Here is a 12,419-nt window from a genome sequence, read left to right as displayed (position 1 = left end):
ATCAACTAGTTCGCTTCATTGAGAATGATTATCAGTTACTCGGGAGTAAATGTCAACCGCAAATGATAATTAATTGCATTTAAGGTGTTTTATGACGAAAGTAATCACAGTCTTGTTGTTATTGTTATCTTTAACTGCTTGTATGTACGAGACAATTTATAAAAATGCAGACAGGCTTATACTTAATAGGCTCGAGGATTTTGTAACATTAACTCGCCCTCAAGAAGAAATGCTTTTAAAAGGCTTTCACCAAATTCAATTGCGACATCAATCTCACTATTTGCCAATGTATTCAAGTTGGCTTAAAACCCTTGGCGCCAATTGGCAGACAATGGATAAAAGGCAGATTCTCGAACTCAGTCAACAAGTAAGTGGGCATTGGTATGACTTGATACAAGATGCTGGGCCAGTGCTTGTCCAGTTATTAGTTTCACTTGACCAAAAACAAAGAAAACAGCTTATATCAAATATCAAAGGTGAAATGGGAAAGTATAAAAGTCGAAATGAGCGAGTTGAAAATTCGATTGAGCGAGTTGAAAATTCGATTGAGCGATTCGAGGACGCATTAGGAAAATTAAATCTCCAGCAAAAAGAAATGATCAGCCGCCATTACGATAAAGTGGCTTTTTATCGAGAAGTGAGGGTGCTCCACAATCAAAAACGGCTTTCGAAAATTGAAGCATTGCTTCAAAGAAGTTCGCTCACAGTGGCTGAAATCGAAGAACTGACAAGGTATATTGTTGACGCTCCTAATACTTTACCAGAGCACATTAAAAAGCACAGAGTTCAGCGTATTGCCAAGCAAATTGACTTGTTGATAAGTTTGAGAGCTACACTCTCAACAGATCAGCAAGCCGAGTTTGTCGATTATCTAAAAGATTTGGATTATATACTCGAAGAGTTTAACGATGCCAAACTGTAAAGCACTTTATTGCCGTCTTGATGAACATGAAAGTTACACATTTATCTTGCGGTTAATTGCCCGTCATGTTTTTGTTTCAGCGGGCTTGTTTGGTTTGGCGTATTGAAGTCGCGCTATTTTACTCGCCGTGTGGTAGCAATCTAGTCCCGAGACGGCAATGGTATCAAGCTGTTCTAAATTGATAAATCCATCTTCTTCAACAGCATTGTCGTCGACTTCCACATGCACTATTTTACCAATGACTAGTACGGTTTTATTCAACTCAATGGTTTGATGCTGGCATAATTCAAGGCCTATTTTAAGCTGGCTTTGTGCAACAAATGGCGCGTCAAAACTTTGATGGTAATAAGGCGTCAAGCCCGTTGCGTCAAACTCTGACTGATGTTCATCATATCGCGCTGAAGTTTGGTGGGCTTCTTTCCAAATTAAAGAGTTTACGTGGTTAATAGTGTATATCTTTGTTTGCAATATATTTTCGAGTGTATCTCGTCTGACACTATGAGGCCTAAAAATGACCCCCATTAACGGCGGGTGCGCACCCAAATGGAATACCGAACTCACAATTGACAAGTTCTCTTCGCCATTAGGGCTTCGTGTACCAACTAGGTTTGCACTTTTATAGCCAGACAGGCTATTAATAAAATGTGCGCGATACCTGTCTGGAAAATTAAGTAAGTCTTGGGAATTAAATATCATGAGGTCACCATTCTATGCTTTCGCCTTGCCAATCGATGTAGTCAACATCACCATCAAACACCCTACTAGTTTGAAGCTGGTGTAGTTGCTGAGCGACAAATTCTGGTTTGAATAATTTGTCTTGTGGAACATTATTTTGAAAGGGTTTTGACAGTGCAGAGTCAGTTGTGCCTGGGTGAAAAAGCATCAACTTAACATTGCATCGACGCCTTTGCAATTCAACGCTGGCCGTTTTAAAAAGCATGTTGAGTGCGGCTTTGGACGCCCTGTAGCTATACCAACCTCCAAGCTGATTATCAGAAATACTACCGATGCGGGCACTCAATGCGGTGAACACACAGGGCGTGTTAGTTGATAGCAAATGAGGCATAAATGCTTGCAGCCATAAAAAAGGCGTCATTGTGTTGGCTTGTAAAAGCGCGTTGAAATATGCCTCATCAAATGCTTCTATTTTCTTCTCGGGCATGTGGTTTTCGGTATGTAATATACCATTGCAAACAGTAACATATGCAGTGTTAGGATAGATCCGTGCGATACGGTTTGAGAGGTCCTGTATGCTGTCTCTTGAGTAATCTGTTATAAATTTAGTCAACATGGGATGTGCCACGTTTAACTTACCTGAGCTAATCGCAACGACCTGGTAATTTAGACGCAAGTACTGGTTGACAAGTGCTTTACCGATCGCGCCATTGGCACCGATCACCACGGCTGTTTTTTGCACCATAAAAACTTATTTGCTATGAAAATAATTTAGATATAAACGGCTCTGAACAGAGTTTGGATCACCTCAATTTCAGGAGATTTTGCTTTAAAATGGCAAAAATGGACGAGGGCAAGATTAAAAAAGTGTAACGAAATGGTCTTTTCATTTATGTATGTTTAACAGTATATTGGTTTGGATAAATTGTATTCAAAGGAAAGTGTATGGACCAGCAATATACAAATCTACGTCGCAATGTAAGTCTTTTAGGTGAGTGTTTGGGGGCAACCATCGAGCATGCTCTGGGTTCAGAACTACTTGAAAAAGTAGAGCAGATCAGACATCTCGCCAAAGCCTCTAGAAGCGGAGATCATCAAGCGCGAGATGCCCTAATTAATACGTTAAAGGCGCTAAGCAACGAAGAACTTTTGCCTGTCTGTAGAGCGTTTAACCACTTTCTGAATTTAGCGAACGTTGCAGAGCAGTATCATACGACTTCAAAAGCCGGTTCACCAGAGGGAGCCTTCGAAACGATTGAAAGCACCATTAAAGATCTCGCCGATCGTGTTGAAAAAGAAGAGTGCTCTCAAGAGGATGCAATACAGGCTCTATCCACATTGCAAATAGAATTAGTGCTCACGGCACACCCAACGGAAGTAACTCGCCGCACAATAATCAGCAAACACGTTGAATTAAGTGATTGTCTTAAAGAACTTGAAAGCCTTGAGTGTACAGGTGTAGAAAGAGATACCATTTTAGCCCGGATAGCACAGCTGATTTGTCAGGCTTGGCATACCAATGAAATTCGAGATAAGCGGCCGACACCCTTAGAAGAAGCTAAGTGGGGGTTTGCCGTGGTTGAAAACAGCTTGTGGCACGCAATTCCACAATTTGTTGGTGAACTCGGCAAGATGGCGCAGCAGTATCTAGGTATTCATCTACCTCAGAGCTTTTCACCAGTGAAGCTTGCATCGTGGATGGGCGGAGATAGAGATGGTAACCCCAATGTAACCGCGACAGTAACACAAAGTGTGCTCGATCATGGCCGCTGGATGGCGCTTGACCTGTATTACCGAGATCTAGATAAGCTAAGTGCTGAGTTATCTATGAGTGGCGCAAGCAAGGTGTTGTTAGCGCAAACGGGTGAAACGAGCGAACCATATCGTGCACTATTGAAAAACCTTAAATTAGATGTACGCGAAACCATTGACTTTTTAGAGAGTAAAATCAAAGGAACACCAACGTCTTGCCGCGATAAAATTAAATTCACAGCACAGCTACGAGAGCCACTGTTGGTTTGTTTCAATTCTCTCAATGAGCTGGGAATGGAAGTTGTTGCCAATGGCTTGCTGTTAGATGTGCTACGTCGCTTAAATTGCTTTGGCGTGAACTTATGCCAGCTAGATATTCGCCAAGACTCAGCCCGTCATACTGAGGTTCTATCAGAGCTTACGCGATATCTGGGAGTCGGTGATTACGCCCAGTGGTCTGAGCAAGATAAACAGGCATTTTTGCTGTCTGAGCTAAGTTCAAGGAGACCGATCATACCAAAGCATTGGCGTCCAAATGAATCCGTAAAAGAAGTGATAGATACGTTTGATGTGATTGCGCAACAAGATAGTGCTGCTCTGGGGATCTATATCATATCTATGGCACAGTATGCGTCTGATGTATTGGCTGTTCAACTGCTGCTCAAAGAAAGTGGTGTTGGGTTTAATTTCCCAGTCGCGCCGTTATTTGAAACGCTCGACGATTTAAACCGCGCAGACAAAGTAATGACTGAACTTTTCAGTTCGAGTTGGTACAAGGGCCACTTGTCACATCAACAGTATGTCATGATTGGTTATTCAGATTCGGCAAAAGATGCGGGAATGATGGCGGCTGGCTGGGCGCAATACCGAGCCATGGAGTCTCTTATTGAATTGGGAGATAAGCACGGGATTAAAATGAAGCTATTTCATGGGCGAGGAGGGACCATTGGCCGCGGTGGTGCTCCCGCACGTCAAGCCTTACGCTCACAGCCACCAGGTTCGCTTAAACATGGTTTAAGAGTGACAGAGCAAGGGGAGATGATACGATTTAAATTTGGACTCTCTCCAGTTGCGATTCAAAGTCTTTCGTTATATGCCAGTGCGATCATAGAAAATAACCTGTTCCCACCTCCAAAACCGAAGTCACAATGGCGCGAGGCTATGGATATGCTCAGTGAAGCGTCATGTGAACGATACCGCCAATATGTCCGTAATACGCCAGATTTTGTTTCATACTTTAGAAGTGCGACACCAGAAATAGAGCTAGCTAAATTGCCACTCGGATCTCGACCTGCCAAACGCAATCCAAAAGGGGGTATAGAAAGCTTACGTGCAATACCATGGATTTTTGCATGGAGTCAAAATCGCTTGATGTTGCCCGCCTGGCTCGGAGCGAATGAAGGGATTAAAGCTGTCCTCAACTTAGGTGGTGAATCGTTAATTGAAGAAATGAGTGAGCTGTGGCCTTTTTTTAGAACTAGAATCGAAATGCTTGAAATGGTGTTTTGTAAAGCTGATTTATGGCTAACTGAATATTATGACGAGCGCCTAGTGCCTAAAGAGCTTCAGATTATTGGGGAAAAGCTAAGAGCAGAGCTGAAAGAGACCATGGATGAAGTATTGCGACTGGCACCTAAGGGGAGTTTATTGTCTGCACAGCCTTGGATCAAAGAGTCAATCGCGTTACGTAACCCCTATACAGATCCTCTAAACCTGTTGCAAGTAGAGTTATTAAAGCGTACACGCGCAGCTGATGATCAAAACCTAGATAGTGCATTGATGATCACAATGATGGGGATCGCCGCAGGTTTACGTAATACTGGCTAATACTTATGTGCTAAATGTAATTTGAAAATACATTTTTATAACGCAGTGAAATAAAAAACCAACCATAAAGGGTTGGTTTTTTATTTTTTACTCGTTTTTAAATCCTATTTTGTTGACAGCGCCACGCTTTAAACTAAAATCCTTGCCCTCTTTAGTAATTTCTATGTCGGTATCTTTGCAGAGTTCTATATGTCAGTACTATCAACCAGTATTACCTATGATCAAACTACGTCTTTAATTTTAATGACTGTGCGTGGTAAAGCCGGAGCAGAAGATGTGGTCAATGCTTATAAAGCAGCTAAGGCGTATTCAGAGCAACATGGCAGTAAAAAAGTGCTCATTGACGTTTCAGAGTTAGAGCATAAATTTGCTGCCATTGACATTGTCAATGTAATGCCTAAGGTTGCTCATCATTTGACCAATATGCAAATTGCCCGTGTTGTTGGTTTTGAAGGTTATATGCACGATTTGTTTTTACAAAAAGTAAAAAGGTTTGGTATTCATGCAGAAAACTTTGAGTGTTTTAAATCTGCAAAGGAATGGTTGAGTAACGCGTAAAACCTGCGTAAACTGACATGCCATATTCTATAATAATTAAATTATGGTAATAATAGACAGCAAAACAGAAGAATATATTTACGATAGCGCTAAGCAAACACACGGTGTATTAAAGACGACTGTCGTATCTGAACTGATAAGTCAACTCAATTGTGACAAAGAGCAACTTCAGCAAGCCTTGTTACCAATTGCAGCAAAATTTGCTCAAGCTCCTATCTCTTCCTTTTATGTTGGTGCCGTGGTTTTTGATAAAATTACGGACAGTATGTATTTGGGCGCTAATTTAGAGTTTAAACGTCAGGCACTATCTTTGGTAGTTCATGCAGAGCAAGCAGCAATCAATAATGCATGGATAAATGGTGCGCAAGAAATCACTTCGATAGCCATTAATGCCGCACCTTGTGGATTTTGTCGCCAGTTTATGAATGAGTTGAACTCGGCTGGTACCTTGTCAATACTACTGCCAAATGGAAGGTTTACCTTGAACGAGTTGTTGCCTTGTGATTTTGGTCCGAGTGATCTGGGCAATGGGGCGTCACTTATGTCAAATGTAGCGTCCGATGTTGATATCAACCTGCCTATATCTGAAGCATTGAAACAACACTTACGTCAAGCCTATGTGCCTTATACTAGCAATTTGAGTGCGGCAGAGTTGGTTTTGAAAGATGGACGAGCCTTTTATGGCAGATATGCGGAAAATGCCGCTTACAGCCCGAGTTTATCACCCATGAGTAGTGTATTAAGTCAATTGGCGCTATCCGGTATTAAGTTAGAAGATGCTTGTGTAGAGCGCATTACATTAGTAGAGAAAGCGGGTTTTGAAAATCAAAAATCCGTGGCTCAAGCTGTATTGACCAACTTAAAAGGCACCGTGCCTTTGGAGCACCACGTATTTTAGTCTAAAGTAGGCGTAAGCCTACTTTGATTGAGTAATAAGGATCTCGGCGGCTTTAATTACCACTGAAACAGCACGCTTTTCAACCAACTGATGGTCAACGTCAGGAATTTCCTGCCTTGTTCTATTTACTAACACGCCGGCTACACAAGCTGCTTTTAGGCCAAGAGCTGCACACATAGTGAATAGAGTCGCTGACTCCATTTCATAGTTCATGACATTGAGCTTTTGCCATTCTTCACATGACCCTTGGAATGCTTTGGATACATAGCCGGAGAATGTGTCGTAACGTTCTTGTCCTGGATAGAATGTGTCACTCGAAGCGGTGATACCTGTGTGATAAGGCACCTTCTCAAATTCACAAGCTTGCACCATAGCTTGAGTACTATGAAAGTCTGAAACCGCAGGGTATGCCAAAGGAGCAAAGTGCTGGCTTGCGCCATCTAGTCTAACTGATGCAGTGCTGACGAGAATATCACCTTCATCAATATGTGGCTGAATTGCACCTGTGGTACCAATTCTTAAAAATGTTTTGATCCCGAGCTGAGCGAGTTCTTCCACAGCAATAGAAGTAGACGGGCCACCAATTCCTGTGGAGCAAACAACAACTGGTTGCTCTTTAATTGTGGCTAGGTAAATATGAAACTCTCTTGTTTGCGCTAGGCAAATAGCATTGTCTAACTGCTGGGCGATTCGTTTTGAACGTTCGGGATCGCCCGGAACGATTGCTAGCTTAGCACCTTGAAGATCTGCTTGGGTTAATCCCAAGTGAAATACCTTTTCCATAAAAAACCTTTTTATGTTCTAAAACGTAATGGTTAAAGTTAAAGAGGTTTAAGTACAGGACACATGTCCTCTGAGCTAAACCAAGCTAACTGACTGGTTACTTATAAAACGAGCATGGTTTGATTACGGGTAAAGTTGTAACACAAAACCATTTTTTAACGAATTTGAAAACAAATATAACAGTGTACTATTGCAATGCTTGCATGTTAGGCCCAGCTCATCTAAACCTTAATATAGCAATGTAGAGAGGACACCTTTATGCCAACATCTCACTCGGTAGATAAAACCCCAGAATTCGCGCGGTGCTTGGAAAGCAATCAAATTAGTGCGCTAGCCCCATTTCACTGGTTATCATTAGCTTGCAAAGATATTGTGAGGGCACCAATCCTGAGTCTAATATACGGTTTAGTATTTAGTATTATCCCCGCTTTTATTATGTGGCTTGTTTTTCAGTCTGGCACACACCTCGTTATTTTACCTGCTTCAGTGGCATTCGCTTTAATCGGTCCCGCGTTCGCTGCAGGTTTGTACGATGTTGCTTGGGAGTTAGAAAAAGGTCACAAGCCAACATTAATGCATAGTTTGAAATCCATGTTTAGAAACCCTGCGGGAGAATGGGGGTTTGCCATTTTATTAATGGTTATCATGATAGTGTGGATGCGACTGGCGGCGTTGATACATGCATTGTATCCGAATGTGCCAAACCCCAACTTTGAACAACTATCAGCATTTTTAACACTCGGATCCATTGTTGGTGGTGTATTGATGATGGCTGTTTTCGCGATTTCTGCATTTACGCCTCAAATCATGATGGAGCGAAGAGTCGATATTATGACGGCGGTAGTGTCATCTATACATGCGGTTGGCACTAATGTACCAGCCATGATCGTGTGGGGGTTGACCATAGTCACTATGGTTATCATTGGGTTTTTGACAGGCGCAGCAGGGTTCATCATTATTATGCCGCTACTTGCTTATGCCAGTTGGCATGGATATATCGCAATCATCAAGACCAAAAAGCCCAGAGGATACGAATAACTAGACATCTTCTGTGAATATTCAGCCGCTGGTGTTTTTATGTGATTAGCATCCAGCGGTTGACTTATATTCCTACCATGTTATATCAGCGTTATTCTAATTGTAATTTTCTCGTAGGTCATTTTTATAATCAATCAAGTGGTTGATTAAATTGGTTTTTATTTGTAGTGATTTTATTGTGTTCAAATAAAAATTGGTTAAAAGTGAGCTGATTTCATTAGCGGATTACGTTTTTGAAGTAGAGTCAATTTAGCATGATTATGCAAATTATTGAGGAGCACGCTATGAGCAACAGCAAATCACAATACCTTGAAAAACTAGAAAATTGTCTGTGCCCACCAGGTGATGGGGTATTCACTGTGAATACAGCTAAGGAACGCAAAGAAGCACTGAGACAAAAGCTATATGGTCAAACTGAAGGTGTAGAGGCACTTTGGAAAGACTCTTTGCAAAATATTGAAAACAGCGAACACAAAGCTGCTATTTTAGGTATTAGCTCTGATTGTGGTGGTGGTATTTTACGTGGTGCAAACTGGGGTCCGTTATTTTTACGCAGCACGCTAATAGAACAGCAGCCACAAACAACAGCATTTGATTTAGGTGATGTGCGTGTTATTCCTCACCTACTACATGACAAGTATTTAAATGAAGGGACCATCTCTAATTGTCAGAAAGCCCTTTATCAAGATGAGAATAGCGAATATTTTGTAGCGCCGTTGTCAATTACCGAAGATGTGTGTGATGGTTTCTATAAGCACTACCCTGATAAAGGTGTGTTTGGTATTGGCGGTGATCATTCTATTAGTTACCCACTAACAAAGGCATATTTAAAAGCGAAAAGAGCGCAAGGCAAACGCACTGCGATTATTCACTTTGATGCTCACACAGATCTGTTGGTTGAAAGACTAGGTATTGACCTATGTTTTGGTTCTTGGTGTACACATATCCTTGAGTTTTTGCCTGCTCCTCATCACCTAATTCAATTTGGGATCCGCTCAAGCGGTAAAGCAAAAGAGCATTGGGAAGGCACTTTTGGCGTTAAACAACACTGGGCACATGAAATTAGAGAGCAAGGTGCTGACGCTATCGTTGCTGGCGTAATTGCGCAGCTTAAAGCCGACAATGTCGATGAGCTATATGTAAGCTTTGATATTGACGCATTAGATGAAGAGTTTGCCGCGGCGACAGGCACCCCTGAAACTGGCGGATTAACACCTGAAGAGTCTATGACAATCCTCAAAGCTCTTGCTAAAGAGTTCCCGATCACTGGTGCGGATATGATGGAGATTGCGCCATTCACAGATAGCTCCCTTGCAGGCCAATCAAGTTCAGAAACAACATTGAGAGAAGGTGCGAAGATTTCAGCGTTCTTAATTGATGCGATGAATAAAGCCTAACTGCGATTCTAAGAGGGGCTAATATGCCCCTTTTCCTTTTTGTTTTACCCACTCTTACTTTAGAAAATACTTCACTGGCGCTTCTGATTGCCTCTTCGTGCTGTAATTTCACAGACCCGTAATTGTTACCTATAGTTTGTATTACTAAATGTGATTTGTTAGGAGATAAGTGTTGTATCGATGGATGCTTGGATGCTGTTTATTGCTAACATTGAGCTTTGCTCATGCGAGTTATACCTTACATATTGTTACGGAGAACTTCCCACAATTTCAGTATATTAATGGAGAAGGGGAGCTAGTAGGCACTGCCGTTGACAAAGTAAAGGCGGTGTTAGATAAGTCAAAGATCAACTACCGGATCTCGGTAGAAACTTGGACTACAGCCTACAATACAGCAGCTCGAGATGAAAATACCTGTATCTTCTCTATGGCTAAAAATGAGCAACGAGGCGAAAAATTCAATTGGGTATTTCCCATTAGTAAGTTTGTCACCTCTTTTTATGCTTTAAAGTCGTCTCAGATCTCAATTGATTCAATAGAAGAAGCTAAGCAATACAAAGTTGCCGTTATCAAAGATAATTACAGCCATCAGTTTTTAGTGAAAAATGGTTTTATTGAGGGATACAACCTCGTGCTTATCAACTCGTTTGAACGTGTTTTTGAGTTGCTCGCAACACGACATAAATTTGTTGACCTTGTGATATTAAGTGATGATCAGTTTGAGTTTAAAAGAAAGCACGAGCCCGTAAGTGTATTGCTTGAACCGGTTTTGACGCTGCGCAATTTGGACATGGAGCTATACTTTGCGTGCAACAAAAACTTGCCACCTCATGTGACAAAAAAAATAGTTAACAGTTATAAGCAATTGGGATTTAACTAAAAAACAGCAAGAGGAGCTTTTCCTCTTGGCTTTATGGCTACTTTTTAGATTCTGGGCTGGAAGGCCAAGCAAAACCGTGAAATGTATCAAGGTACAGTTGCTCTACCTTTTCTCTTGCCCAAGGTGTCTTTCGCAAAAATTTTAGACTGGACTTTACGGAAGGGTCTTTTTTGAAGCAGTTAATATTGACGATCTGCGCCATTTCTTCCCAACCGAGCTCAGATTCAAGCTTTTCAACGATGTCTTGTAACTTAACACCGTGCAGTGGGTTATTTGGTTGTTGTGTACTCATATTTAAAACCTAATTTTCGCGACGCGCTAGTGTACTCGTATCTTACCTCTAAGATCTAGCCTTTTCGGCTCTCCATTCTCATCAAGCTTTAACCATACGAGTTGGCTTTGTGGCTGGTTACCATATTTATGGCTACATACATATATGTGGTCAAACTGTTTTATCAAAGCGCCTTCGCTATACTGAGATGAATTAAACCAACAAACTCGCTGCGGAGAATCAACGAACACCCTAGGGGAGTTTTCTTTTGCATTAATCGGCAGGGAACATAAAAAAATTATTAAAAATGATAAAAAATTGATCTTATACATGGCATTACTCATAGTCTGGGCTAATGTTTATTAGGTCGAAGTACGTTTATCGGCACTAAAGGTAGTATGTACTTTAGCTAGCTTAAACGGCTGTTCTAAAGGATTGTCAGCGGCAACACCGTCTGACCAGTATATTTAAATGTAAGCACAAGTCATGCCCAATTGGTAGCTTGATTGTAATTAGGGGGAAGTATGGCATTTGACACTCAGTTGATGGCGGAACTGGAACTATTGGCAAAATTTCCAAGGAGTAGTTTGCACCAAGGCCTTAAAATACATAGCAGTGCGGATCAAAGTATTTTAGCTGCTGCAGAGCGGTTGTTTGATAAAGGGGTGATAGATAGGCCCGATGGCGGTTATTTAACGGATTTGGGACACGATTTACTGGCTCATATTGATCAAGTTCATGGGGCATTAAAATAATACCCCAAACATAAATACGTATTTAAGCTGCATCCGGTTGGTTTTCGGGTGCCGCTTTGATAAAGGCATCTAAAGTATTACAGTGTTCATAAACGGCTGCAATTTTAGGGAATTGTGACATATCCACTTTGAAGCGCAACGCGTTAAAGACTTGCGGAACTAAACACAAATCTGCCAGTGTAGGTTGGTCACCAAAACAGAAAGGGCCGTCTCCCAATGTAGGTTCTAATTTCTTAAACCCTTCAATGATCCAATGTTGATACCAAGTTGTCTTCTGTTCGTCAGTAACATTTAGCTCACTGCTTAAGTATTTAAGAACACGCAAGTTATCAATAGGGTGAATATCACAGGCAATGGCATAACTAAAGTTACGAACTTGCGCTTTTTGCCATGGATCAGCAGGTAGAAGCGGTGTTTCTGGATGCGTTTCTTCCAACCATTCCAAAATAGCCAAAGACTGTGCCAAAGTACCTTGCTCTGTCTCCATTGCTGGCAACAAGCCCTGCGGGTTTTTAGCTGTATATGGCGCCTGTTGCTGTTCCGACTTCAATAGGTTAACGGCTTCAAGCTGATGATCAATGCCTTTTAAATTAAGGGCAATTCTCACGCGATACGCAGCAGATGAGCGAAAGTATGTATAAAGTTTCATGTTAAATCCTTATT

14 protein-coding genes are annotated in these 12,419 nt (G+C 41.5%); 8 read left to right on the top strand and 6 right to left on the bottom strand.

Translation table 11 applies throughout. The features are described from left to right. Positions 1-91 precede the first annotated feature (91 nt). Positions 92-922 carry a DUF6279 family lipoprotein gene (locus N483_RS21575; RefSeq protein WP_023397884.1) on the top strand — a complete coding sequence of 277 codons (831 nt, stop codon included), beginning with the start codon at positions 92-94 and terminating at the stop codon, positions 920-922. 63 nt (positions 923-985) lie between these two features. Here N483_RS21575 and N483_RS21570 read toward each other — a convergent pair whose 3' ends face one another. Together N483_RS21570 and N483_RS21565 are read right to left on the bottom strand one after the other, a co-directional pair. Next, the gene (locus N483_RS21570; protein ID WP_023397883.1) at positions 986-1,618 is read right to left on the bottom strand and encodes a flavin reductase family protein; all 633 of its coding nucleotides are present in this window, start codon (positions 1,616-1,618) and stop codon (positions 986-988) included. Positions 1,619-1,622: 4 nt separating this feature from the next. Beyond that, on the bottom strand, positions 1,623-2,342 hold the full coding sequence (locus N483_RS21565; RefSeq protein ID WP_023397882.1) for an SDR family NAD(P)-dependent oxidoreductase: 720 nt from the start codon (positions 2,340-2,342) through the stop codon (positions 1,623-1,625). A gap of 200 nt (positions 2,343-2,542) precedes the next feature. On the opposite strand from N483_RS21565, the gene ppc reads away from it, so the two are divergent. From ppc to cdd, 3 genes are all read left to right on the top strand, one after another. Then, positions 2,543-5,176: a phosphoenolpyruvate carboxylase gene (gene ppc, locus N483_RS21560; RefSeq protein WP_023397881.1), complete on the top strand. Its 2,634-nt coding sequence runs from the start codon at positions 2,543-2,545 to the stop codon at positions 5,174-5,176. Positions 5,177-5,365: 189 nt separating this feature from the next. Beyond that, a complete protein-coding gene (locus N483_RS21555) occupies positions 5,366-5,734 on the top strand; it encodes a hypothetical protein (RefSeq protein ID WP_023397880.1) in 369 nt (122 codons plus the stop codon). A 43-nt stretch (positions 5,735-5,777) separates the two neighbouring features. After that, a complete protein-coding gene (gene cdd / locus N483_RS21550) occupies positions 5,778-6,632 on the top strand; it encodes a cytidine deaminase (RefSeq protein WP_023397879.1) in 855 nt (284 codons plus the stop codon). An 18-nt stretch (positions 6,633-6,650) separates the two neighbouring features. Here cdd and udp read toward each other — a convergent pair whose 3' ends face one another. Beyond that, positions 6,651-7,415, bottom strand: a complete 765-nt coding sequence (gene udp / locus N483_RS21545; protein ID WP_023397878.1) for a uridine phosphorylase — start codon at positions 7,413-7,415, stop codon at positions 6,651-6,653. A 258-nt stretch (positions 7,416-7,673) separates the two neighbouring features. Between udp and N483_RS21540 the strand changes: the two genes are divergently transcribed. The 3 genes from N483_RS21540 (at position 7,674) to N483_RS21530 (ending at position 10,730) form a co-directional block, all read left to right on the top strand. Beyond that, positions 7,674-8,453, top strand: a complete 780-nt coding sequence (locus N483_RS21540) for a DUF2189 domain-containing protein (RefSeq protein ID WP_023397877.1) — start codon at positions 7,674-7,676, stop codon at positions 8,451-8,453. 284 nt (positions 8,454-8,737) lie between these two features. Beyond that, on the top strand, positions 8,738-9,850 hold the full coding sequence (locus N483_RS21535; RefSeq protein ID WP_023397876.1) for an arginase family protein: 1,113 nt from the start codon (positions 8,738-8,740) through the stop codon (positions 9,848-9,850). A gap of 169 nt (positions 9,851-10,019) precedes the next feature. Beyond that, positions 10,020-10,730: a transporter substrate-binding domain-containing protein gene (locus tag N483_RS21530; protein ID WP_023397875.1), complete on the top strand. Its 711-nt coding sequence runs from the start codon at positions 10,020-10,022 to the stop codon at positions 10,728-10,730. Between the two features lie 37 nt (positions 10,731-10,767). Here the strand turns inward: N483_RS21530 and N483_RS21525 are convergent, their stop codons facing one another. Further along, positions 10,768-11,022: a VF530 family DNA-binding protein gene (locus N483_RS21525; protein WP_023397874.1), complete on the bottom strand. Its 255-nt coding sequence runs from the start codon at positions 11,020-11,022 to the stop codon at positions 10,768-10,770. 26 nt (positions 11,023-11,048) lie between these two features. Then, positions 11,049-11,333 carry a DUF1496 domain-containing protein gene (locus tag N483_RS27700; protein ID WP_023397873.1) on the bottom strand — a complete coding sequence of 95 codons (285 nt, stop codon included), beginning with the start codon at positions 11,331-11,333 and terminating at the stop codon, positions 11,049-11,051. 192 nt (positions 11,334-11,525) lie between these two features. Here N483_RS27700 and N483_RS21515 point away from each other — a divergent pair, with 192 nt between their 5' ends. Further along, a complete protein-coding gene (locus N483_RS21515; RefSeq protein WP_023397872.1) occupies positions 11,526-11,756 on the top strand; it encodes a TIGR02647 family protein in 231 nt (76 codons plus the stop codon). A gap of 22 nt (positions 11,757-11,778) precedes the next feature. On the opposite strand, the gene maiA is transcribed toward N483_RS21515, so the two are convergent. Then, positions 11,779-12,405: a maleylacetoacetate isomerase gene (gene maiA, locus N483_RS21510; RefSeq protein WP_023397871.1), complete on the bottom strand. Its 627-nt coding sequence runs from the start codon at positions 12,403-12,405 to the stop codon at positions 11,779-11,781. Positions 12,406-12,419: the final 14 nt, after the last annotated feature.

The sequence above is a fragment of the Pseudoalteromonas luteoviolacea NCIMB 1944 genome, from assembly GCF_001625565.1.
GTDB lineage: Bacteria > Pseudomonadota > Gammaproteobacteria > Enterobacterales > Alteromonadaceae > Pseudoalteromonas > Pseudoalteromonas luteoviolacea_F.
The sequence above is the reverse complement of the archived record's forward strand: the minus strand, read 5'-3'. Positions and strand labels throughout refer to the sequence as shown.

Excerpts from the sequence above, each read along its gene's own strand:
- udp (WP_023397878.1), bottom strand. The coding sequence starts at position 7,415 with ATGGAAAAGGTATTTCACTTGGGATTAACCCAAGCAGATCTTCAAGGT.
- N483_RS21535 (WP_023397876.1), top strand. The coding sequence starts at position 8,738 with ATGAGCAACAGCAAATCACAATACCTTGAAAAACTAGAAAATTGTCTG.
- N483_RS27700 (WP_023397873.1), bottom strand. The coding sequence starts at position 11,333 with ATGTATAAGATCAATTTTTTATCATTTTTAATAATTTTTTTATGTTCC.
- N483_RS21515 (WP_023397872.1), top strand. The coding sequence starts at position 11,526 with ATGGCATTTGACACTCAGTTGATGGCGGAACTGGAACTATTGGCAAAA.
- N483_RS21565 (WP_023397882.1), bottom strand. The coding sequence starts at position 2,342 with ATGGTGCAAAAAACAGCCGTGGTGATCGGTGCCAATGGCGCGATCGGT.
- N483_RS21575 (WP_023397884.1), top strand. The coding sequence starts at position 92 with ATGACGAAAGTAATCACAGTCTTGTTGTTATTGTTATCTTTAACTGCT.
- N483_RS21555 (WP_023397880.1), top strand. The coding sequence starts at position 5,366 with ATGTCAGTACTATCAACCAGTATTACCTATGATCAAACTACGTCTTTA.
- maiA (WP_023397871.1), bottom strand. The coding sequence starts at position 12,405 with ATGAAACTTTATACATACTTTCGCTCATCTGCTGCGTATCGCGTGAGA.
- ppc (WP_023397881.1), top strand. The coding sequence starts at position 2,543 with ATGGACCAGCAATATACAAATCTACGTCGCAATGTAAGTCTTTTAGGT.
- N483_RS21540 (WP_023397877.1), top strand. The coding sequence starts at position 7,674 with ATGCCAACATCTCACTCGGTAGATAAAACCCCAGAATTCGCGCGGTGC.
- N483_RS21570 (WP_023397883.1), bottom strand. The coding sequence starts at position 1,618 with ATGATATTTAATTCCCAAGACTTACTTAATTTTCCAGACAGGTATCGC.
- cdd (WP_023397879.1), top strand. The coding sequence starts at position 5,778 with ATGGTAATAATAGACAGCAAAACAGAAGAATATATTTACGATAGCGCT.
- N483_RS21525 (WP_023397874.1), bottom strand. The coding sequence starts at position 11,022 with ATGAGTACACAACAACCAAATAACCCACTGCACGGTGTTAAGTTACAA.